Annotated in this window: 21 protein-coding genes; 10 read left to right on the top strand and 11 right to left on the bottom strand. The window is 69.0% G+C overall.

Annotated elements, in window-relative coordinates; genetic code table 11:
- The 3 genes from JL101_RS01910 to JL101_RS01900 form a co-directional block, all read right to left on the bottom strand.
- Window positions 1-492 (bottom strand): chemotaxis protein CheW, encoded by a 492-nt coding sequence (locus tag JL101_RS01910; RefSeq protein WP_158047185.1) that lies wholly within the window; start codon window positions 490-492, stop codon window positions 1-3.
- Complete coding sequence (locus JL101_RS01905; protein ID WP_203096840.1) at window positions 489-3,227, bottom strand: hybrid sensor histidine kinase/response regulator; 2,739 nt, start codon at window positions 3,225-3,227, stop codon at window positions 489-491. Before JL101_RS01905 ends, JL101_RS01910 begins: the two co-directional genes overlap by 4 nt.
- Window positions 3,228-3,513: 286 nt before the next feature.
- A complete protein-coding gene (locus JL101_RS01900) occupies window positions 3,514-4,140 on the bottom strand; it encodes a histidine phosphotransferase family protein (RefSeq protein WP_203096839.1) in 627 nt (208 codons plus the stop codon).
- A 117-nt stretch (window positions 4,141-4,257) separates the two neighbouring features.
- Between JL101_RS01900 and JL101_RS01895 the strand changes: the two genes are divergently transcribed.
- The gene (locus JL101_RS01895) at window positions 4,258-4,449 is read left to right on the top strand and encodes a DUF3553 domain-containing protein (protein ID WP_203096838.1); all 192 of its coding nucleotides are present in this window, start codon (window positions 4,258-4,260) and stop codon (window positions 4,447-4,449) included.
- Between the two features lie 15 nt (window positions 4,450-4,464).
- Here the strand turns inward: JL101_RS01895 and hpxZ are convergent, their stop codons facing one another.
- From hpxZ to JL101_RS01880, 3 genes are read right to left on the bottom strand one after another with little or no spacing between them, the layout of a single operon-like run.
- Window positions 4,465-4,842 (bottom strand): oxalurate catabolism protein HpxZ, encoded by a 378-nt coding sequence (gene hpxZ, locus JL101_RS01890; RefSeq protein ID WP_203096837.1) that lies wholly within the window; start codon window positions 4,840-4,842, stop codon window positions 4,465-4,467.
- A gap of 5 nt (window positions 4,843-4,847) precedes the next feature.
- The gene (locus tag JL101_RS01885) at window positions 4,848-6,230 is read right to left on the bottom strand and encodes an AtzE family amidohydrolase (protein ID WP_203096836.1); all 1,383 of its coding nucleotides are present in this window, start codon (window positions 6,228-6,230) and stop codon (window positions 4,848-4,850) included.
- Window positions 6,227-6,430 carry a DUF4089 domain-containing protein gene (locus tag JL101_RS01880; protein ID WP_203096835.1) on the bottom strand — a complete coding sequence of 68 codons (204 nt, stop codon included), beginning with the start codon at window positions 6,428-6,430 and terminating at the stop codon, window positions 6,227-6,229. The genes JL101_RS01885 and JL101_RS01880 overlap by 4 nt, the downstream gene beginning before the upstream one ends.
- 138 nt (window positions 6,431-6,568) lie before the next feature.
- Here JL101_RS01880 and JL101_RS01875 point away from each other — a divergent pair, with 138 nt between their 5' ends.
- The gene (locus tag JL101_RS01875) at window positions 6,569-7,276 is read left to right on the top strand and encodes a GntR family transcriptional regulator (protein WP_203096834.1); all 708 of its coding nucleotides are present in this window, start codon (window positions 6,569-6,571) and stop codon (window positions 7,274-7,276) included.
- Here JL101_RS01875 and JL101_RS01870 read toward each other — a convergent pair.
- The gene (locus JL101_RS01870) at window positions 7,273-7,527 is read right to left on the bottom strand and encodes a DUF3126 family protein (protein ID WP_203096833.1); all 255 of its coding nucleotides are present in this window, start codon (window positions 7,525-7,527) and stop codon (window positions 7,273-7,275) included. The two genes, JL101_RS01875 and JL101_RS01870, sit on opposite strands and share 4 nt — an antisense overlap.
- Before the next feature lie 144 nt (window positions 7,528-7,671).
- Window positions 7,672-9,465, bottom strand: coding sequence for an allophanate hydrolase (atzF, locus tag JL101_RS01865; RefSeq protein ID WP_203096832.1), 1,794 nt, complete (start codon window positions 9,463-9,465; stop codon window positions 7,672-7,674).
- Between the two features lie 289 nt (window positions 9,466-9,754).
- On the opposite strand from atzF, the gene JL101_RS01860 reads away from it, so the two are divergent.
- From JL101_RS01860 to JL101_RS01825, 8 genes are all read left to right on the top strand, one after another.
- Window positions 9,755-10,885: a BMP family ABC transporter substrate-binding protein gene (locus tag JL101_RS01860; protein WP_203096831.1), complete on the top strand. Its 1,131-nt coding sequence runs from the start codon at window positions 9,755-9,757 to the stop codon at window positions 10,883-10,885.
- A 14-nt stretch (window positions 10,886-10,899) separates the two neighbouring features.
- Window positions 10,900-12,003: an ABC transporter permease gene (locus tag JL101_RS01855; RefSeq protein ID WP_203096830.1), complete on the top strand. Its 1,104-nt coding sequence runs from the start codon at window positions 10,900-10,902 to the stop codon at window positions 12,001-12,003.
- 4 nt (window positions 12,004-12,007) lie between these two features.
- The gene (locus JL101_RS01850; protein ID WP_203096829.1) at window positions 12,008-12,928 is read left to right on the top strand and encodes an ABC transporter permease; all 921 of its coding nucleotides are present in this window, start codon (window positions 12,008-12,010) and stop codon (window positions 12,926-12,928) included.
- Entirely contained in the window at window positions 12,925-13,602 is a 678-nt protein-coding gene (biuH, locus tag JL101_RS01845; protein ID WP_203096828.1) for a biuret amidohydrolase, read from the top strand. The genes JL101_RS01850 and biuH overlap by 4 nt, the downstream gene beginning before the upstream one ends.
- A 10-nt stretch (window positions 13,603-13,612) precedes the next feature.
- Window positions 13,613-15,145 (top strand): ABC transporter ATP-binding protein, encoded by a 1,533-nt coding sequence (locus JL101_RS01840; protein WP_203096827.1) that lies wholly within the window; start codon window positions 13,613-13,615, stop codon window positions 15,143-15,145.
- A gap of 2 nt (window positions 15,146-15,147) precedes the next feature.
- Window positions 15,148-15,825: a cysteine hydrolase family protein gene (locus JL101_RS01835; protein ID WP_203096826.1), complete on the top strand. Its 678-nt coding sequence runs from the start codon at window positions 15,148-15,150 to the stop codon at window positions 15,823-15,825.
- Between the two features lie 290 nt (window positions 15,826-16,115).
- A complete protein-coding gene (locus tag JL101_RS01830) occupies window positions 16,116-16,433 on the top strand; it encodes a helix-turn-helix domain-containing protein (protein ID WP_203096825.1) in 318 nt (105 codons plus the stop codon).
- Between the two features lie 21 nt (window positions 16,434-16,454).
- Entirely contained in the window at window positions 16,455-16,745 is a 291-nt protein-coding gene (locus JL101_RS01825; protein ID WP_203096824.1) for a hypothetical protein, read from the top strand.
- 19 nt (window positions 16,746-16,764) lie between these two features.
- On the opposite strand, the gene gcvPB is transcribed toward JL101_RS01825, so the two are convergent.
- The 3 genes from gcvPB to gcvH are packed head-to-tail and all read right to left on the bottom strand — an operon-like array spanning window position 16,765 to window position 20,080.
- The gene (gene gcvPB / locus JL101_RS01820; RefSeq protein WP_203096823.1) at window positions 16,765-18,357 is read right to left on the bottom strand and encodes an aminomethyl-transferring glycine dehydrogenase subunit GcvPB; all 1,593 of its coding nucleotides are present in this window, start codon (window positions 18,355-18,357) and stop codon (window positions 16,765-16,767) included.
- The gene (gene gcvPA / locus JL101_RS01815) at window positions 18,354-19,703 is read right to left on the bottom strand and encodes an aminomethyl-transferring glycine dehydrogenase subunit GcvPA (RefSeq protein WP_203096822.1); all 1,350 of its coding nucleotides are present in this window, start codon (window positions 19,701-19,703) and stop codon (window positions 18,354-18,356) included. Before gcvPA ends, gcvPB begins: the two co-directional genes overlap by 4 nt.
- The gene (gene gcvH, locus JL101_RS01810; protein ID WP_202680592.1) at window positions 19,703-20,080 is read right to left on the bottom strand and encodes a glycine cleavage system protein GcvH; all 378 of its coding nucleotides are present in this window, start codon (window positions 20,078-20,080) and stop codon (window positions 19,703-19,705) included. The genes gcvPA and gcvH overlap by 1 nt, the downstream gene beginning before the upstream one ends.
- Window positions 20,081-20,111: the final 31 nt, after the last annotated feature.

The raw sequence follows: 20,111 nt of genomic DNA, 5'->3' as shown, positions 1-20,111 counted from the left end.
CTACACCGCCTCCAGATTGGCGAAGTTCAGCAGCCGGGACACGTCCAGCACCACCAGCAGCGTCCCGTTCAGTCGATAGATGCCGGTGGACAGTTCGCGCCAGCGGACATCGAGCGTCGACGGGTTGCGTTCGAAGTCGTCGGACGACAGGCTCAGCACCTCGCCGACGCCGTCCACCATCAGGCTGTACAGCTCGCCGCGCAGGTCGACGACGATGCTCATACCCGGCTTTTCCTTGGGCCGGGCCGGCAGGCCGAGGCGCAGTCGGACGTCGATCGCGGTGACGATCCGTCCCCGCAGGTTCAGCGAGCCGGCCACTTCGGGCGGTGCCAACGGGATGCGGGTGATGCGCTGGTGACCGAGAACGTCCTGGACCTGGAGCACGGGGATCCCGAACAGCTGGTCCGCGATCATCATGGTCACGAAGTCTTCGTTCGCATTGACCGAGAAGTCGTCGTACTTGGTCTTCTTGGCCGGCAGGTTGGCACTCATGCGGCACCTTTGGTCTCGGAGAGGGTCTGCGACAGGGTGAACAGCAGGGCGTCACGGTCGAACTTCGCCACATAGTCGGTGAAGCCGGCCTGACGGCCGCGGTCCAGGTCGCGCGGCGACGCGTGGCTGCTGAGCGCCACCAGGGGGGTCGTGTTCCAGCGGGTGTCCTTGCGGATCATCTGGGCAAACTCGAACCCGCTCATGCCGGGCATCTCGATGTCGCTGACGATCACGTCGAAGTTCTCGCCCGCCTCGCACAGGTTCAGGGCCTCGTCGGCGCTCTCCACCGTGGTCACCTGATAGCCCGCCACCGTCAGCAGCGGGGTCAGCAGGTTGCGGAAGAACGGGCTGTCGTCGACCAGGAGCACCTTGTGGGCCTTCTCCTCCTCGTAGGCGTCCCGCGCCGAGGAGCCGAACCAGTCCTTGTAGGCCTGGGTCAGGAAGAAGCCGGCGTCGATCAGGTCGGTCGCCTTGCCCGCGATGATCGCGCTGCCCATCATGCCCGGCCGGTCGGCGGCCAGCTCGACCTGCAGGCGATCCTCGACGATATCGACGATCTCGTCCACGATCAGGCCCATGGAGCGGTCGCCGTCGGCGAACACCAGCACCGGCTGGCGGCCTTCGCGCTTCATTTCCCAGCCGCTGTCGATCGGCACCAGCGGCATCAGCTTGCCGCGGTACTGGACCACCGGCATGCCGTTGCTGAGCTCGACCGCGCTGAGGTCGACGTCCTCCAGGCGGGCGACCAGCGAGAGCGGGACCGCCTTGGGGCTGACGCCGCCGGCGCGGAACAGCAGCAGGGCGATCTTGTCGTCCTGGCGGGTGGCGTGGGCAACAGCGGTGTCGGTCGCGGCGGCGTCGCCGACCGCCATCTCGCCCGAGGAGGCCGCGGCGATGCCGTTGGGGTCCAGGATCATGATCACGCTGCCGTCGCCCAGGATCGTGTTGCCCGAGAACATCTCGATGTGGCGCAGGATCGGGGCGACCGGCTTGACGACGATTTCCTCGGTGTCGAACACCCGGTCGACGATGATGCCGAAGGTGTAGGTGCCGACCTGGGTCACGACGATGAAGGTCTCGGTGTCGTCATGGGCCGGGCCGTCCAGGCGCAGCAGGCGCTGCAGGGACACCAGCGGCAGCAGGCGGTTGCGCAGGCGCAGCACCGGCGTGCCGTTGATCCGCTCGATCGTGTGCTCGCTGTCGGCGGCGGCGCGGACCAGCTCGACCACGCTGATCTGCGGGATCGCGAACCGCTCGGTCGCGCACTCGACGATCAGGGCCGAGACGATCGCCAGGGTCAGCGGGATCTTGATGATGAAGGAGGACCCGCGGCCGTAGGTCGACTTCATCTCGATCGTGCCGCCGATCTTCTCGATGTTGGTCTTGACCACGTCCATGCCGACGCCGCGGCCGGAGACGCTGGTGACCTTCTGGGCGGTCGAGAAGCCCGGCTTCATGATGAAGGCCTGGATCTGGCTGTCCGACATGGCGGCCAGCTCGGCCTCGGTCGCCAGGCCGTTCTGGATCGCCTTCTGCTTGATCCGGTCGATGTTGAGGCCACGGCCGTCGTCCGTGATCTCGATGATGATGTGGCCGCCCTCGTGGTAGGCGTTCAGCGTGACGCGGCCGGTCTCGCTCTTGCCGGCGCGCAGCCGCTCTACCGGCGTCTCCAGCCCGTGGTCGGCGGAGTTGCGCACCATGTGGGTCAGCGGATCCTTGATCAGCTCCAGCACCTGCCGGTCCAGCTCGGTGTCGGCGCCCAGCATCTGCAGGTCGATCTTCTTGCCCAGTTCATGGGCCAGGTCGCGCACCAGGCGGGGCAGCTTGGCCCAGGCGTTGCCGATCGGCTGCATGCGCGTCTTCATGACGCCTTCCTGCAGCTCCGACGTCACGTGGTTGAGCCGCTGGAGCGGGGCCGCGAACTCGCTGTCCTTCTGGCTGCGCAGGATCTGGAGGAGCTGGTTGCGGGTCAGCACCAGTTCCGAGACCATGGTCATCAGGTTTTCCAGCAGGTCGACGTTGACCCTGATGGTCTGGGCGGCGACCGCCGATTCCTTGCTGCCGGCGTCGCGCGTCTCGTCGGCGGTGAAGCCGGCGCCGGTCGGCGCATGGGCGGCGGGGGCCGGGGCCGCAACCGGGGCGGACTCGTGGACCACCAGCTCCTTCGCGGCGGCGACCGGCACTTCCGGCTCCGGCGCGCGGGCCGGGGCGGCGGGAACCTGGGGCGCCGGCACGGCGGGAGCGGGCGCGGATGCCGCCGCCGGCATCGGCGGAGGCTCGGGGGCGGCGGGGATCGCGGCGAAGGGTTCCGGAACGGGCGGCGGCGGGGCGGGAGCCGCGGCCGCCGCAGGGACGTCGCGGCCTTCGGCGATCGCGTTGAGGCGCGCGATCAGGTCGCTGTCGTCACCCGGCGGCTCGGCCTCGGTCGCTTCCAGGACCGACAGGATGAGCTTGATGGTGTCGAGCGATTCGAGGATCGCCGAGACCGCCTGGGGCGATACCGACAGCTCGCCGTCGCGGAACTTGCCGAGAACGTTCTCCGAAGCGTGGGCGACGTGCTCCAGGCGGGGAAGGCCGAGGAAGCCGCAGGTCCCCTTGATCGTATGGACCAGCCGGAAAATGTTGCTGAGCAGTTCGGGGTTGTTCGGGTTTTGCTCGAGCCGGACCAGCTCGACGTCGAGAACCGAGAGGTTCTCGGACGTCTCGGTCAGAAATTCGCTGAGCAGATCATCCATGACGATATTTCCCACGCCGTTTTTGGGCTTGCCGCTTTGCCATTCGGGCCCAAGAATGCACGACGCCACGCCGGCAGGCGTTCACTCCGGGACCATTCAAGCCTGCCAAACACTGATTAAGAGTACCTTACTTTCGAGTTTACGAAAAAGTTCTAATTCAAGAGATATAGACAAAGCAAGCTATTGCTACTGCCCTCGGCGGGTAGCGATAGAAGCGTTTTCTAGAAAAAGGGGAAACCCCCCGGGGAACCCGGCGCGGCAGGGTTCCTGAACCTGAGCAGATCCGTCAGATATTCAATCTGAGGGCGAAACGCTCGGGTCCGTCCGGCTCGCCGGAAGCGCGCATCCCGTAATGTTCCGCGAAGCGCCCGGTCGCGTACGCGTGGACCGTACGCGGTGTCAGGGAGTCGATGTCGGCACTGCCGGACAGCGCCTGCAGCGTCTCCGGCCGCAGCCCGGCGGAGCGGCCGGCGGCGATGACGACGGGGTCGCCGCCCGGTCCCGGCTCGACGGTGATCCGGCCGCCATGGGGCAGCGCCTCCTCGCCCAGGATGACGAGGTTGAGCAGCACCTTGCCGGTCCCCTGGGGCATTGGCGCTCCCTGTCCCAGGCGCCCCGGCTGCCACTCCAGCTTGTGCTTGGTCCCGGCGAAATAGCCCTCGGCCGCCTGGACCACATCCGCCATTCCGGACGTCTCGCCCGCGGCGCCATAGGCGAGCCGCAGAAGCTGAAGCCGGCGGGAGGCCTGGTCGGCGCTGTGCGCGATCAGCCCGATGGCTTCGTCGGCCATGTCGGAGCCCATCTCCTCGATCAGTTCGACGCCGTTGTTGATGGCGCCGACGGGGCTCACGAGCTCATGGCACAGGCGGGAGCACAGCAGCTCGACCACGCGGATATCCAGGTTGGTCCTCATCTCATCCCATCGGTGGCTGGAGCGATTCCTGATGTCGCCCGTTGAGAGTAACATGGTACGGAATGGTTACGGCTGGAAGAAATCCTTTTTGATCCCCGAAGCGCATCAGGACCGGACATGAGCGATCCGACGATGGTTCCCGGCGCGCTGGTGCGCCACCCCGCCCAGCCCGACTGGGGGCTGGGCCAGATCCAGTCGGCCATCGGCCACCGGGTCACGGTCAATTTCGAGCATGCCGGCAAGGTGCTGATCAACGCCGCCGTCGTCTCGCTGGAGGTCGTGGATCCCGACGACGGCGACCTGCGATGACCTGATCCCGCGCCCCTAGCCGCCGATCAGGCTGACATGGGCGGCGACCACCCGCCACCCGTCCGGCGTGCGCATCCAGGTCTGGCTCTGGCGCCCGGTGCGCGGGTTGCCCTCGCGGCGGAACTCGGTGCTGGCCGTCGCGAAATCGCGCCCGTAGGTCGTGATCACCGTGTTGAACAGCTCGCGCGCCAGCCCGGCCGACGGGCGGGCGGCGCGGAACGCCGATATGGCGCCGTAGCCGTACAGATTCTCCCCGGCGCCGTAGCGCAGCGTGTGGGGGCTGTCCCAGAACAGCTCGTCCAGCACGGCGACGTCGTTGGTCACCAGCGCCGTCTCGTACCGCTCGAACGCGGCGGTGACCTCCGCCAGGGTCCCGGGGTCGTTGATCTCCATGTCCGTCACCTTTCCCAGCTCGTTTCGCCGCGCGCCACCGGCGCCTTGCAGACCCCCTTGGCTTCCAGGTCCGCCGCGACCCGGAGCGCCAGATCCTCCCGTCCCGGCGCCGCCACCACCTGGACCCCGACCGGCAGGCCGCCGGGCCGCCGCACCGGAACCGCCACGACGGGCAGGCCGATCAGCGACAGCGGCTGGGTGAAGATGCCGATGTTCGGCCGCACCAGCATCTCCACCCCGTCCAGCACCATGGTCTGCTGCCCGATCGGCGGCGCCGTGCAGGGCGTGGCGGGGGCCAGGATCACGTCGACGCGCGAGAACAGCTCCATCACCCGGTCATGGTACCAGCGCCGGAAGCGCTGCGCCTGGAGATACCACGGGACCGGCACCATGGCGCCGGCCATCAGCCGGTCGCGGGTTGCCGGATCGAAGTCCGCCGCCCGGGTCCGCAGCCGGTCCAGGTGCAGGCTGCCGCCCTCGGCGGTGGTGATGACATAGGCCGCGGCCCGCGCCCGCGCCGCCTCGGGCACCACGACCGTGTCCCGGGCCCCCAGCGCCTCGGCAACCGTCGCCACCGCCTCGAACGCCGCCGGATCGCCGCCGCGCGCGAAATAGTCCCCGGCGACGGCGATCCGCAGCCCCTCCGCTCCCTGTCCCAGGACCGGCGACACGGGGGTGCCGGCCCCCGGTTCCTGCATCGCGTCGTAGGCCGCGGCGAGGTCGGCCGCCGAGCGTCCCAGCGGTCCCAGATGGTCGAGGCTGGAGCAGAACGGGAAGGTCCCCTCGCGACTCAGCCGGCCGAAGGTCGGCTTCAGCCCGAACAGCCCGCAGAACGAGGACGGCACTCGGATCGACCCGTTGGTATCGGACCCCAGCGCCAGCGGCACGAACCCGGCGGCGACCGCCGTTCCCGACCCGCCCGACGAGCCGCCGGACATGCGCGCCGGGTCGTGCGGGTTGCGCGACGGGCCGTAATGGCTGTTCTCCCCCGTGAAGTCGTAGGCGTACTCGCCCATGTTGAGGGCGCCGACCAGCACGGCCCCGGCGTCGTTGAGGCGCCGGACCAGCTCGGCGTCCGCCCCGGCCGGCGGATGGCCGGCATTGATCCTGGAACCCGCCAGGGTCGGCAGCCCCTTGACGTCGAACAGGTTCTTGACCGCGAACGGGACCCCGGCGAGCGGGCCGGGATCGCCGCCCGAGCGGACCCGGGCATCGACGGCGGCGGCCTCGTCGAGGGCGCGTTCCGCGGTGACCGCGGTGAAGGCGCCGAGATGGGCGTCCAGCGCCCCGATCCGGAACAGGGCGGCGCGCGCGACCTCGACCGCGCTGACCGTTCCGGCCTTCACCGCCGAGGCGATCTCCAGCGCGCCGCTGGCATGGTCGATCATCGGGACTCCTCCCCCGGCCGGAAGGCGGGCGCCAGCTCGACCGTGTCGGGCAGCGGGAACTCCGTGACCAGCCGGGCTATCTCGGCGGTGCGGGCCATGTTCGCGACGACGCCGGGACGGTGGTCCGGATCGATCGTCAGTCCCAGCGCCGCCGCCATGCGATCCACATGGCCCTCGGCATCGAAAGTATTATCGGGCATGGTCCTTCCCCTTTGCTAAGGTCATGGCCGTTTTCGACGCAACCGGCATGCCAATGGCAAAGGCTACGGAATCGTTGGTCGAAGCGGACGGTCCTGCATAAATGTTGTGCTGGCCGAACGGGGATCGGGTGACCGGGCGTGAGTGAGCAGAGAATCGAACTGAGGCGGACGCGGGCGGACGAGATCCGCGAGGCGATCGCCGACGACATCATGTCCGGGCGGATCTTTCCCGGCGTCCGCCTGGACGAGCAGGAGCTGGCCGACCGCTTCGGCGTGTCCCGCACGCCGGTCCGGGAAGCGCTGAAGCAGCTTTCCGCCACCGGCCTGATCGTCCTGCGCGCCCACAAGGGCGCCGTCGTCACGCCGATCACCAACGGCGGCCTGTCGGAACTGTTCGAGGGGCTGGCGGAGCTGGAGGCCGCGTGCAGCAGGCTGGCGGCGGAGAAGATGACCGGTGCCGAGCGGCGCGCCCTCGAGTCGGTCCACCGGGAGGTCGGCGACCTGGTCCGGCGCGGCGATCCGGACGAGTATCACCTGGCCAACATCCGTTTCCACGACATGATCTACCAGGGCAGCCATAACGGCTTCCTGGCCGAGACCACCGTGGCGCTGCGCCGGCGGCTGTCGCCGTTCTCGCGCGCCCAGTTCCGCAACCTGGGCCGCATGGCCCGATCCTTCGCCGAGCACGACCAGATCGTCACGGCGATCGTGCGGGGCGACGGGGACGCGGCCTTCCGGGCGATGCGCGCCCATCTGGCGACGGTGGAACACGCGTTCGAGGATTATCTCGCCGAGGAGGGCCGGGCGGCCAGGATGATCGCGGCCACCCGGCGCCGGGCGCCCTAGCGGGCCGGCTTGCCCTTGCCGCCGGCGGGGACGGCGCTGGCCGGGGGCAGGTCCTCGGACAGGATGGTGATGTGCAGGTCGTAGGACACCTCGCCCTCGTCCTCGTCCCTGTGCACCACACCGATGAACTCGTCGCCGATCAGCATTTCGATCGGCGCTCCGCGCTTGGGCGGAGGGACGATGGTGATCCGGTCGTTCCCGAAAGTCCGGCGGAGATAATCCTGGACCCTGGCGATTTCGTTGGGCGTCATCACACTCTCGACAGGCTGTTGCGGCGTCATTCCCCGATCCTGGTGCCGCGGTTCGATTGACAACATCGGGCCGAGGCTCCGTGTTGCGGCACCGGAAGCCGTTGCGCAAGTCCGGAATGTGACGACGACTGGTTTTGTCGGCGTTCAGGCGCGCGCCGCCACGTAGGCCCGCCAGCCGCCGTAGCGGGTGATGTCCTCTGCCTCCCGGGTGGCCCAGGCCTCGCACAGGAATCCTTTCACCGGCCCGATCCCGTCGATCAGCACCGTGCCGATGCCGAGCGGTCCCCCGATCCCGGACATGAAGCGGGCGAACCCGGCGTCCGGCACCGCCCAAAGCTCCCCGTCGATCGCCTGCCCCTCCTCCGGCCCGACGCGCAGCAGGCCGGGCCGGGCCGGGGTCATGCCGGTCAGGGCGAACAGGCGGTAGAGCGGCTCGGTCCGTACCGACGCGACCTTGCGGGCGCCCAGCGCCACCAACTCGCCGTTCAGCGGCATGCCCTCCATATGGCCGCCGACCACCGCCACCAGCGTCCCGTCCGGTACCGGAGCCTCGGCCGGCCGGTCCGGCAGGGGAGCGCCGGTGGCGCCCAGGGTCAGCCCGGCGGCGCGCTGCCAGCGGCTGCCCAGCGCCGCCAGCGCCCGATCGCGTCCGGCGGGTGCGATCAGCGTGACGCCGAGCGGCAGGCCCAGGGGGCCGAAGCCGTTCGGCAGCGCGATGGCGGAGAGGTCCAGCAGGTTGGTGAAGTTGGTGTAAGCGCCCAGGTTGGTGTTGAGCGCCACCGGGTCGGCCTCCAGCTGGTCGACCGTGTAGATGGTTCCGGCCGTCGGCACCAGCAGCACATCGATCTCCCGCCAGGCCCGGCCGGCCGCCCTGCGCAGCTCCTCCAGGCGGTACATGGCGCGGAAGGCATCGACCGCGCTGTACCGATCCGCGGACTGGATGATGCGCCGGGTGACGGGATGCACGCTCTCCGGCCGGTCGCGCAGGAATGTTTCGATCGCGGCCATCCGCTCGGCGACCCAGGGGCCGCTGTAGAGAAGGTCCGCGGTCTCCCGGAACGGGGTGAAGTCGATCGTGACCGCCTGCCCGCCCAGGCCCGACAGGCGGTCGGCGGCAGTGGCGAAGAGCTGCGCCGCCGCCTCGTCGCCGAAGAAACGCAGGTCCTCGGCGCGCGGCACCCCGAAGCGGAAACGGTCGGGAAGCGCCGCGTCCTGCACGGTGCGCGAATAGGGATCGCCGGGATCGAACCCGCGGGCGACCTCGAACACGGCCGCGGCGTCGGCCGAGGTCAGGGCGAAGATGGACACGCAGTCGAGCGACCGGCAGGCCGGCACGACGCCAGACGTGCCGAGGGCGCCGCGCGTCGGCTTCAATCCCACGATGTTGTTGAAGGCCGCCGGCACCCTGCCCGACCCCGCCGTGTCGGTTCCCAGCGCGAAGCCGACCAGCCCGGACGAGACCGCCACCGCCGAGCCGGAGCTGGACCCGCCCGGGATATAGCGGGGATCGAACGGGTTGCGCGGGATGCCGTAGGGCGAGCGGACGCCGACCAGGCCGGTCGCGAACTGGTCCAGGTTGGTCTTGCCGACCAGCACGGCCCCCGCCTCCAGCAGCCGGCTCACCACGGGCGCCGTCGCCTTCGGCAGATAGGAGAAATCGGGGCAGGCCGCCGTCGTCGGCATCCCCGCCACGTCGATGTTGTCCTTCACCGCGAAGGGGACGCCGAAGAGCGGCAGGCGGGAGGCGTCGGCACGGCCCAGCCCGTCCAGCTCCCGGGCGCGCCGTCGCAGGTCGGCCGGGTCGCAGCGGGATATCCAGACATGATCGTCGCCGGCCGCCTCGATCCGCCCCAGGACGGCCTCCACGACGGCGCCGACCGACAGGGTGCCGCCGGCATACCCGTCGCCGAGGGTCGCCAGGTCCAGGCTTCCGATCATGTCTTCCCCGCTCATCGCCATCCCCATCAATCCATTCCGTATGCGATCATGCATACAGTGAGCCAGAAATTTCTTCCTGCGAAATCAATACTCTATTCCGTCTGGCAAATGGCCATCCGAGAATATGCTTAAATTTTGCGCTGCGATGACCCGGTACGCCCAAGGCTTATGCAGCCTTTGGCCCAAATCAACGCCGGAACTCCGCCGCCAAGCGGCCTATGACCCCTGGTATGAAGCTTGCAGGATACCGGCCATCAAACGAATGAAAATTCCTGGATGGAGGGTTCTGATGACGGTGAATCAGGGCATTTCACGTCGCACGGCTCTGGGCGCCCTCGCGGGTGCCGCTGCGGGAACCGCGCTCTCGGGCTTCTCGCCGTTCTCACGGGCCCTCGCCGCCAAGAAGCTGATGGTCGGCTTCATCTATGTCGGCCCGCGCGACGACTTCGGGTACAACCAGGCCCATGCCGAAGCCGCCGCGGCGCTCCGCTCCCTGAGCGGCATCAAGATCGTCGAGGAGGAGAAGGTCGCCGAGACCCTCGACGTCCAGAAGACCATGGAGAGCATGATCAACCTGGACGGCGCCGAACTGGTCTTCCCGACCTCCTTCGGCTATTTCGACCCGCACATGCTGAAGGTGGCGCAGAAATATCCCGAGGTGGAGTTCCGCCACTGCGGCGGCATGTTCAAGGCCGGCACCCATCCCGCCAATACCGGCAGCTATTTCGGCTATATCGACGAGGGCCAATATCTCAACGGCGTCGCCGCCGGCCACGCGACCAAGTCGAAGAAGCTGGGCTTCGTCGCGGCCAAGCCGATCCCGCAGGTCCTGCGCAACATCAACGCCTTCACCCTCGGCGCCCGCTCGGTCGATCCGACCATCACCACCCAGGTGATCTTCACCGGCGACTGGTCCATGCCGGTCAAGGAGGCGGAGGCGACCAACGGCCTGGTGAACGCCGGCGTGGACGTGGTGACCTGCCACGTGGACAGCCCCAAGGTCGTGGTCGAGACCGCCGAGCGGCGCGGCGCCTATACCTGCGGCTACCATGCCAACCAGGCGCCGCTGGCCCCCAAGGGCTACCTGACCGGGGCGGAGTGGAACTGGATCACCGTGTACAAGGATTTCGTGACCAAGGCCCAGGCGGGCGAGAAGCCGGGGCAGTTCGTCCGCGGCGGCCTGAAGGAAGGCTTCATCAAGACCTCCGCCTACGGACCGGCGGTCAGCCCCGAGTCCAGGGCGGCCGGCGAGGCGATCAAGGCGAAGATGATGGCCGGCGACTTCCCGATCTTCGCCGGCCCGATCCGCAGCAACACCGGGGCGGAGGTCATCCCCGCCGGCAAGACATACGGCCAGACCGACCTTTGGCTCGAAGGGATGGACTGGCTGGCCGAGGGCGTCGTCGGCTCGACCTCCTGAGGAGGGCCGGGACGATGGTCAACCAGACCGCCCGGCTGCCGGGTGCCGCCGCGCCGCCTTTCGGCAGCCTCCCCCTCGATGCGATCCGCAGCGCCGCCGAAGCGGTCCTGATCCCGGTCGGCGCCCTGCTCGCCACGGCGGTCGTCTTCGGGATATTCGTGGCGCTGGCCGGGGCCGATCCGTTCGAGACCTTCGAACTGATGTACCGGGGCGCCTTCGGCACCTGGTTCTCCTGGCAGAACACGCTACAGCGCACGGCACCGCTGCTTCTGACGGCCCTGTGCGTGGCGCTGCCGGCGCGCCTGGGCCTCGTCATCATCGGCGGCGAGGGGGCGCTGGTGATCGGCGGACTCTGCTCGGCCGCCGCCGGGATGGCGATGGTAGGAGCGCCGCCCTGGCTGCTGCTGGGCGTCATGGCGCTGGCCGGCATGGCGGCGGGCGGCGCCTGGATCGCGCTGGCCGGGGCGCTCCGCCAGTTCCGCGGAGTCAACGAGACGATCTCCAGCCTGCTGCTGGCCTATATCGCGATCGCCCTGATGAACCACATGGTCGAAGGACCCTTGCGCGACCCGGCCAGCCTCAACAAGCCGTCCACCCCGCCGCTGGGGGATGCCAACATGATCGGCGCGATCCCGGGGCTGGACGTCCATTGGGGGCTGGCGTTCGGCCTGATCGCCTGCGTCGCGGCCTATGTGCTGATGCAGAGGACGACCTTCGGCTTCGGCGCCCGGATGGTCGGCGGCAATGTCCGGGCCGCCCGCATGGCCGGGCTGTCGGTCGCCAAGCTGACCCTGGTCACCTGCTTCCTGGCGGGCGCCGCGGCAGGGCTCGCCGGCATGGTCGAGGTCGCGGCGGTCCATGGCAGCGCCAACGCCTCGCTGGTCGCCGGCTACGGCTACACCGGAATCCTGATCGCCTTCATCGCCCGGCAGAACCCGCTGGCGGTGATCCCGGTCGCCCTGATGTTCGGCGGCATCGCCGCCAGCGGCGGGCTGCTCCAGCGCCGGCTGGACCTGCCCGACGCCACCATCCTGGTGCTCCAGGGCATCGCCTTCGTCATGATCCTGGCCAGCGACACGCTCTACGGCCGGTTCCGCATCTTCCAGCCGAGGGGGTGACGCCATGGAGGATCTCGGCTGGTGGGGCGTGGCCCTGGCGGTGTTGGCTGGCGCGATCCGGGTCAGCACCCCCTTCCTGTTCGTCAGCCTGGGCGAGTTGCTGACGGAGAAGAGCGGGCGCATCAACCTGGGGCTGGAGGGCACGCTGGTGATGGGCGCCATGAGCGCCTACGCCGTCTCGTACATGACCGGCTCACCCTGGGCGGGCGTGCTGGTGGCGGGTCTGGCCGGCGCCCTGTTCGGCCTGCTGCACGCCGCCATATGCAGCCTGCCGCGGGTCAACGACATCGCGGTCGGCATCGCGCTGATGCTGCTGGGCACGGGTTTGGCGTTCTTCCTGGGCAAGCCCTTCATCCAGCCGCAGGCGCCGATCCTGCCGGCGATCGACCTGGGCTGGTGGAGCGACCTGCCGCAGGTCCGCTCGGCCCTCCAGATCAACGTGCTTTTCATCCTGGGTCTGGTGCTGGCGCCCTTCCTGCTGTGGGTGCTGACCAACACCCGCTGGGGCCTGATCGTCAGGACGGTCGGCGACAGCGCCGACGCCGCCCGGGCCATGGGCTACCCGGTCGATCTGGTCCGGCTGGCCGCGACCATGGCCGGCGGCTTCCTCGCCGGGATCGGCGGGTCGTTCCTGTCGCTCTACTATCCCGGAAGCTGGAACGAGGGCCTGTCCAGCGGCCAGGGGCTGATGGCCGTGGCGCTGGTGATCTTCGCCCGCTGGCACCCGATCCGCTGCTTGGGCGCGGCCCTGCTGTTCGGCGGCGCCGGCGCGCTCGGCCCGGCCCTCCAGTCGGTCGGGGTGACGCAGGGATACTACCTGTTCAACGCGGCCCCCTACCTGCTGACCCTGGCCATCATGATCGCGACCTGCTCGCCGACCCGAACCCTGGCCGGCGCCCCGGGCGAACTGAGTATCACCAAATGACGCACATCGACTCCGATCCCTATCCCTGGCCCTACGACGGCGACCTGCGGCCGGCCAACACGGCGCTGATCGTGATCGACATGCAGACCGACTTCTGCGGCAAGGGCGGCTATGTGGATGCCATGGGCTACGACCTGTCGCTGACCCGCGCCCCGATCGGGCCGATCGGCCGGGTGCTGGCGGCGATGCGCCGGGGCGGATTCACGGTATTCCATACCCGCGAGGGGCACCGGCCCGACCTCGCCGACCTTCCGGAAAACAAGCGCTGGCGCTCCCGGCGGATCGGCGCCGGGATCGGCGATCCGGGGCCGTGCGGGCGCATCCTGGTGCGCGGCGAGCCCGGCTGGGAGATCATCCCGGAGCTTGCCCCCGAACCTGGCGAGCCCATCATCGACAAGCCGGGCAAGGGCAGCTTCTGCGCCACCGACCTGGACCTGATGCTGCGCCAGCGCGGCATCCGCAACATCGTGCTGACCGGCATCACGACGGATGTCTGCGTCCACACCACGATGCGCGAGGCCAACGACCGCGGCTACGAATGCCTGCTGCTGGAGGACTGCTGCGGCGCCACCGACCGGGGCAACCACGAGGCGGCGATCCGCATGGTCAAGATGCAGGGCGGCGTGTTCGGCGCGGTCGCCCGCTCCGACGATCTGCTGGGGGTCTTATCATGAGGTATGGGCCATGAGCTTCCTGCGCACCCATCCCAACGGCGCCCTCGGCCTGGAAGCCGTCGGCATGACCAAGCGCTTCGGCGGGCTCGCCGCGCTGGACGACGTGTCGCTGCGGGTCTCCGCCGGCAGCTTCCACGCGCTGCTGGGCGAGAACGGGGCCGGCAAGAGCACGCTGGTCAAATGCGTCATGGGCTATTACCACGCCGACCAGGGCCAGATCGCCGTCGGCGAGACGGAGCGGTCGATCGCCAACCCGCGCGATGCCCACGCCCTGGGCGTCGGCATGGTCTACCAGCATTTCACCCTGGTTCCCGGCATGACCGTGGCGGAGAACCTGGTGCTGTCGCGCACCCATGTGCCGGCCGTGGTGGACTGGGCGGCGGAGATCAGGGCGCTGGACGGCTTCATGGCCGGGATGCCGTTCCGGGTTCCGCTGGACGTGCCGGTATCGGCGCTGGCGGCGGGAGAGAAGCAGAAGCTGGAGATCCTGAAGCAACTCTACCTGAAGAACCGCTTCCTGATCCTGGACGAGCCGACCTCCGTCCTGACCCCCGGAGAAGCCGACGAGGTGCTGGGCCTGCTGCGCCGGATGACCCGGGAGGGCCGGCTGACGGTGCTGACCATCACCCACAAGTTCCGCGAGGTCATGGCCTATGCCGACGAGGTGACGGTGCTGCGCCGGGGCCGCTTCGCCGGGACCGGCAGGGTTTCCGACCTGACCGCGGCCGACATGGCGGAGATGATGATCGGCGCCAAGGAGATCCCCAAGGGCGCCGCCCGCCTCGGCACCGACCTGGGCGAGCCGCGCCTCCGGATCGCCGGGCTGAAGGCGCTGGGCGACGGCGGCCTGCCGGCGGTCGAGGGACTGGACCTGACCGTGCGCGCCGGGGAGATCGTCGGCATCGCCGGCGTCTCGGGCAACGGCCAGCGCGAGCTGGTCGAGGTGCTGGCCGGCCAGCGGCCTCCGGCGGCCGGGGAGATCCATGTCTGCGGCGAGCGCTACGCCGCGACCCGCGCCGAGATGAAGCGCCATCGCCTGTGCCTGCTGCCGGAGGAGCCGCTGCGCAACGCCTGCGTCGCCCGCATGAGCGTCGCCGAGAACATGTCGTTCCGCAACTTCGACGACCCGCCCTATGCCCGCGGCGGCTGGTGGCTGAACGGCGGCGCCATGCGCGGGGCCGCGCGCGAGCTGATCCAGCTCTACAAGGTCAAGACGCCCGGCCCCGACGCCGCGATCGGCACCTTGTCCGGCGGCAACGTCCAGCGCACCGTGCTGGCCCGCGAACTGGCCCGCGACGTGCGCGTGCTGATCGTCGCCAACCCCTGCTTCGGCCTGGACTTCGCGGCGGTCGCCGACATCCGCTCGCAGATCATGCAGGCCCGCAACCGGGGCGCCGCCGTGCTGCTGGTCAGCGAGGATTTGGACGAGCTGTTCGAACTGGCCGACCGGATCTGCGTGATGTTCGACGGGCGCCTTGTCCACGAGACGCCGACCGGACAGGCCGACATCGGCGTGATCGGGCAGCACATGGCGGGGCACTGACGATGACCGATGTCCTGACGCTGCCGACCGCCAAGCCCTACCCCTTCGCCTTTCCGGTTGACCGCACCGCGCTGGTCGTCATCGACATGCAGCGGGACTTCATCGAGCCCGGCGGCTTCGGCGAGGCCCTGGGCAACGACGTGGCCCCCTTGGCGGCGCTGGTGCCCCATGTCCGCCGCCTGCTCGACGGCTGCCGGGCGGCCGGCCTGACCATCATCCACACCCGCGAGGCGCACGAGCCGGACCTGTCTGACTGCCCCCCGGCGAAGCGCCTGCGCGGCTCCTCCGACCTGCGGATCGGCGACGAAGGCCCGATGGGGCGCATCCTGGTCAAGGGCGAGCCCGGCAACGCCATCGTGGACGACCTCGCCCCGCTGCCGGGGGAGATCGTGATCGACAAGCCCGGCAAGGGCGCCTTCTACGCCACGCCGTTGGGCGAGATCCTGGCGGAGCGGGGCATCACCCACCTGCTGTTCGCCGGCGTCACGACGGAAGTCTGCGTCCAGACCACCATGCGCGAAGCCAATGACCGCGGCTTCGAATGCCTGCTGGTCGAGGACGCGACGGAAAGCTACTTCCCCGCCTTCAAGCAGGCGACGCTGGAGATGATCCGGGCGCAGGGGGCGATCGTGGGATGGACCGCCGAAGTGGACGAGGTTGTGGGGGCGTTGGCGCGGTGAAAGTTCAAAGGTGTTTGGCCACAGATGAACACAGATAAAGTCAGATAAATGTAGAAGACAATTTTTGAATGATGCGGAACATGGCTCGCATCAACGATCAATTTTTATCTGGGTTTATCTGCGTGCATCTGTGGCCAAAGCTTACTGCTTACCTTTGGTCCACCTCCGGCACACAGCGCAGATGAGGCAAAATTCCCCCTGCTCCATACGCACAGGTCCTGTCTTGAAAATATGCGAGCTTGAGCGCACCTTAAGCTGCTTAAAGTTCTCTCAAGCTCGCATTAAGCATCATGGCGACGCCGCACACCCCGACTCTGGCCGCGAAGCGGGCCATCCGCCAGATCGGCACCGATCTGCGGAAGGCACGCCTGCGCCGCCGCCTCACGATGGAAGTGATCGCGGCGCGGGCCTTCGTGTCGCGCGGCACTCTGGCCCGCGTGGAGCAGGGCGATCCCGCCGTGTCGTTCGGCATCTATGCGTCGGTGATGCAGGCGTTGGGATTGATCGGCAGGCTGGGCGACTTGGCGGCCGACGACCAGCTTGGCGAGGATCTGGAGAACGAGCGGTTGCCCAAGCGCGTCCGGATGAAAAAGGCGCTCCAGGAATGAGCGGGAGCGAGATCGAGGTTCATGCCGACCTGGGCCGTACATCCGGGTCCGACGTCGACTCGACCGAACAGTTCCTGCTCCATCGAACTGGCTCTTGAGAATGCCGGGTATTTCGGCCTGTCCCTGTCGAGGGCCAATGCGATCGTCCGCGAGGTTGCCTCCGCGACCTCGCGCTGGCGGACCGTCGCGGCGTCCCTCGGCGTCAGGCCATCGGAGATCGACCGCATGGAGACCGCGTTCGAGCATGACGAACTGCGGCTTGCGCTGAACGCCGGGAACATCCATCCCGTTCCCGGCGCTCCGCCCTCGTGAGCGGGGGATGGGCGGAGGGCTACTCCGCCGCCTCCCGCTGCTCCACTTCCGGCACCCAGCGCAGCACCGGCTTGCGGGCCGCGCCCGTCTCGTCCAGCCGCCGCCTCGGCGTCATGCGGGGCGCGCCGAGGAAGTGGTCGGCGTCGCCGGACTTGGCGCGCTCGGCGAGGCCGCGCATCACCCGGATGAAGGCGTCCAGGCTCTGCTTGCTCTCGGTCTCGGTCGGCTCGATCAGGAAGGCGCCGTGGACGACCAGCGGGAAATACATGGTCATCGGGTGGTAGCCCTCGTCGATCATCGCCTTCGCGAAGTCGAGCGTCGTGACCCCCGTCCCCTTCAGGAACCGGTCGTCGAACAGCGCCTCGTGCATGCATGGCCCCTCGAACGAGGGCGTCATCACGTCGCCCAGGCTCGCCATCACGTAGTTGGCGTTGAGCACCGCGTCGGAGGCCACCTGCCGGAGCCCGTCGGCGCCGTGGCTCAGGATGTAGGCCAGCGCCCGCACGAACATGCCCATCTGGCCGTGGAAGCCCTTCAGCCGGCCGAACTCCTTGCCGGTGGAATCCTCGTCCGCGGTGCTTTCCACAAGGGAGAAGCCGTCCAGGCCGTGGACCACGTAGGGCAAGGGCACGAACTTCGCCAGCGCGTCGGACAGCACGACCGGGCCGCTGCCCGGGCCGCCGCCGCCGTGGGGCGTGGAGAAGGTCTTGTGCAGGTTGATGTGCATCGCGTCGATGCCGAGGTCGGCGGGACGGACCCGGCCGACGATGGCGTTGAAGTTGGCGCCGTCGCAGTAGAAATAGGCGCCGGCCGCGTGCACCGCTTCCGCGATCTCGACGATGTCGCGCTCGAACAGCCCGCAGGTGTTGGGGTTGGTCAGCATGATCGCGGCGACGTCGTCGCCCAGCTTCGCCTTCAGCGCCGCGACGTCGACCCGGCCGGTCTCGTCCGCCGGGATCGCGTCCACGGTGAAGCCGCAGGCCGCCGCCGTCGCCGGGTTGGTGCCGTGGGCCGATTCGGGGACCAGCACGCGGCGCCGCTGGCTGGTGCTGCCGTCGCGGTCCTCGATGGCGGCGCGGATCGACATCATGCCGCACAGCTCGCCGTGGGCTCCCGCCGCCGGCGACATGGCGACGGCCGGCATGCCGGTCAGCGTCTTCAGCCAGTGGGCCAGCGTATCGATCAGCTCCAGCGCGCCCTGCACCGTCCGCTCCGGCTGGAGCGGGTGGATGTCGCTGAAGCCCGGCAGGCGGGCCAGCTTCTCGTTCAGGCGCGGGTTGTGCTTCATGGTGCACGAGCCGAGCGGATAGAGCCCGCTGTCGATCGCGTAGTTCTTCTGGGACAGCCGGGTATAGTGGCGGATCACCTCGGGCTCGCTGAGGCCGGGCAGGCCGATCCGCCCGCGCTCCCGCACTTGGCCTAAGCGGCTCTTGACGGCGGGCGGCTCCGGCAGGTCCACGCCGGTGGTGCCGGGGCTGTCCTGTTCGAAGATCAGGGGTTCTTCCAGCATCAGGGCGCGGTTGCCGCTGATCGTGCCGGCCGCGGCGGAAGCGGCCCCGCCGCCCTCGACGCCCAGCGCGTCGATATGGGTCTTGCGTCCCTGGGTATTCATGACAGTGCTTCCTTCAGGCCGGAGGCCAGGGCATCCATGTCGGCGTCGGTGTTGGTCTCGGTCGCGGCCACCAGCAGCAGCTCGGCCAGGGCCTCGTCGCCGGGATAGAGGCGGGAGACCGGGACGCCGCCCAGGATGCCGGCCTTGGCCAGCTTGTTGACCACCTTCGCGGCGGGCTTCTTCAGGCGGATGGTGAACTCGTTGAAGAAGCTGTCGCTGACGACCTCGACGCCCTTCAGCGCGTCCAGCCGGTCGGCGAGTTGCACCGCCTTGGCGTGGTTCAGCCGGGCCAGGCGCGTGAAACCTTCCTCGCCCAGCAGGCTCATGTGGATCGTGAAGGCCAGAGCGCACAGCCCGCTGTTGGTGCAGATGTTGCTGGTCGCCTTCTCGCGGCGGATATGCTGCTCGCGGGTGGACAGCGTCAGCACCCAGCCACGCCGCCCCTCGGCATCCACGGTCTGGCCGGTCAGGCGGCCGGGCATGTGGCGGACATATTTGTCGCGAGTCGCGAACAGGCCGACATAGGGGCCGCCGAAGTTCAGCGCGTTGCCGATCGACTGCCCCTCGGCCACCACGATGTCGGCGCCCATCTCGCCCGGCGGCGTCAGCAGCCCGAGCGAGACCACCTCCGCGACCGCGACGATCAGCAGCGCGCCCTTGGCGTGGACGGCGGCGGCCAGGTCGGTCAGGTCGCGCACCTGCCCGAAGAAGCCCGGGTTCTGCACGACGACGCAGGAGGTCTTGTCGTCGACCAGGGCCGCCAAGTCCTCCTTCCCGTCCGGGTCGGCGGGGGCCGTCAGCACCTCGAACCCGTGGAAGCGGGCATTGGTCGCCGTCACGTCGCGGTAATGCGGGTGAAGGCCGCCGGACAGCACGGCGCGGCTCCGCCGGGTCACCCGGTTCGCCATCATGACCGCCTCGGCGCAGGAGGTGGCGCCGTCATAGAGCGAGGCGTTCGCCACGTCCATGCCGGTGATCAGGGCCACCTGGGTCTGGAACTCGAACAGGTACTGGAGCGTGCCCTGGGTGACCTCCGGCTGGTAAGGCGTGTAGGAGGTCAGGAACTCGCCGCGCTGGATCAGGTGATCGACCGCCGCCGGCACGTGGTGGCGATAGGCTCCGGCGCCGAGGAAGCTCGGCACGCTGCCGGCGGCCACGTTCTTGGCCGCCATGGCGGCGATCGTCCGCTCGACCTCCATCTCCCCGGCATGGGGGGCGAGGCCGTCGATCGGCGCCGCCAGCCGGGCCGACTCCGGCACGTCGCGGAACAGGCTGTCGACCGAGGGCACGCCGATGGTGGCGAGCATCGACCGGCGGTCGGCCTCGGTCAGGGGCAGGTAGCGCATCAGTGCAGGCCCTCGCAGTATTCCTTGTAGGCCGCTTCGTCCATCAGGTCGTCCAGGTCGGACTGGTTCTCGATGCGCAGCTTGACGAACCAGCCCTCGCCCATGGGATCGCGGTTGACCAGGGCAGGGTCGTCCGCCAGCGCCTCGTTGACCTCGACCACGTCGCCGGCGACCGGCGCGTAGACCTCGCTGGCGGCCTTGACCGACTCGACCACGGCGGCTTCCTTGCCGGCGACGACGTTGCGGCCGATCTCGGGCAGTTCGACGAAGACCACGTCGCCCAGCTGCTGCTGGGCGTAGTCGGAGATCCCGACGGTGGCGACGTCGCCTTCGACGCGGATCCACTCGTGGTCCTTGGTGAACTTGATGGTGCTCATGGCGGATATCCCGGAATTGAAAGCCTGAGGA

The organism is Skermanella rosea (genome assembly GCF_016806835.2).
In the GTDB taxonomy this organism is placed as follows: domain Bacteria; phylum Pseudomonadota; class Alphaproteobacteria; order Azospirillales; family Azospirillaceae; genus Skermanella; species Skermanella rosea.
This window is presented reverse-complemented; position numbering and strand designations above follow the sequence as displayed.

Coding starts and splice junctions, on each gene's coding strand:
- JL101_RS01910 (WP_158047185.1), bottom strand. CDS start 492: ATGAGTGCCAACCTGCCGGCCAAGAAGACCAAGTACGACGACTTCTCG.
- JL101_RS01905 (WP_203096840.1), bottom strand. CDS start 3,227: ATGGATGATCTGCTCAGCGAATTTCTGACCGAGACGTCCGAGAACCTC.
- JL101_RS01900 (WP_203096839.1), bottom strand. CDS start 4,140: ATGAGGACCAACCTGGATATCCGCGTGGTCGAGCTGCTGTGCTCCCGC.
- JL101_RS01895 (WP_203096838.1), top strand. CDS start 4,258: ATGAGCGATCCGACGATGGTTCCCGGCGCGCTGGTGCGCCACCCCGCC.
- hpxZ (WP_203096837.1), bottom strand. CDS start 4,842: ATGGAGATCAACGACCCCGGGACCCTGGCGGAGGTCACCGCCGCGTTC.
- JL101_RS01885 (WP_203096836.1), bottom strand. CDS start 6,230: ATGATCGACCATGCCAGCGGCGCGCTGGAGATCGCCTCGGCGGTGAAG.
- JL101_RS01880 (WP_203096835.1), bottom strand. CDS start 6,430: ATGCCCGATAATACTTTCGATGCCGAGGGCCATGTGGATCGCATGGCG.
- JL101_RS01870 (WP_203096833.1), bottom strand. CDS start 7,527: ATGACGCCCAACGAAATCGCCAGGGTCCAGGATTATCTCCGCCGGACT.
- atzF (WP_203096832.1), bottom strand. CDS start 9,465: ATGATCGGAAGCCTGGACCTGGCGACCCTCGGCGACGGGTATGCCGGC.
- JL101_RS01860 (WP_203096831.1), top strand. CDS start 9,755: ATGACGGTGAATCAGGGCATTTCACGTCGCACGGCTCTGGGCGCCCTC.
- JL101_RS01855 (WP_203096830.1), top strand. CDS start 10,900: ATGGTCAACCAGACCGCCCGGCTGCCGGGTGCCGCCGCGCCGCCTTTC.
- JL101_RS01850 (WP_203096829.1), top strand. CDS start 12,008: ATGGAGGATCTCGGCTGGTGGGGCGTGGCCCTGGCGGTGTTGGCTGGC.
- biuH (WP_203096828.1), top strand. CDS start 12,925: ATGACGCACATCGACTCCGATCCCTATCCCTGGCCCTACGACGGCGAC.
- JL101_RS01840 (WP_203096827.1), top strand. CDS start 13,613: ATGAGCTTCCTGCGCACCCATCCCAACGGCGCCCTCGGCCTGGAAGCC.
- JL101_RS01835 (WP_203096826.1), top strand. CDS start 15,148: ATGACCGATGTCCTGACGCTGCCGACCGCCAAGCCCTACCCCTTCGCC.
- JL101_RS01830 (WP_203096825.1), top strand. CDS start 16,116: ATGGCGACGCCGCACACCCCGACTCTGGCCGCGAAGCGGGCCATCCGC.
- JL101_RS01825 (WP_203096824.1), top strand. CDS start 16,455: ATGCCGACCTGGGCCGTACATCCGGGTCCGACGTCGACTCGACCGAAC.
- gcvPB (WP_203096823.1), bottom strand. CDS start 18,357: ATGAATACCCAGGGACGCAAGACCCATATCGACGCGCTGGGCGTCGAG.
- gcvPA (WP_203096822.1), bottom strand. CDS start 19,703: ATGCGCTACCTGCCCCTGACCGAGGCCGACCGCCGGTCGATGCTCGCC.
- gcvH (WP_202680592.1), bottom strand. CDS start 20,080: ATGAGCACCATCAAGTTCACCAAGGACCACGAGTGGATCCGCGTCGAA.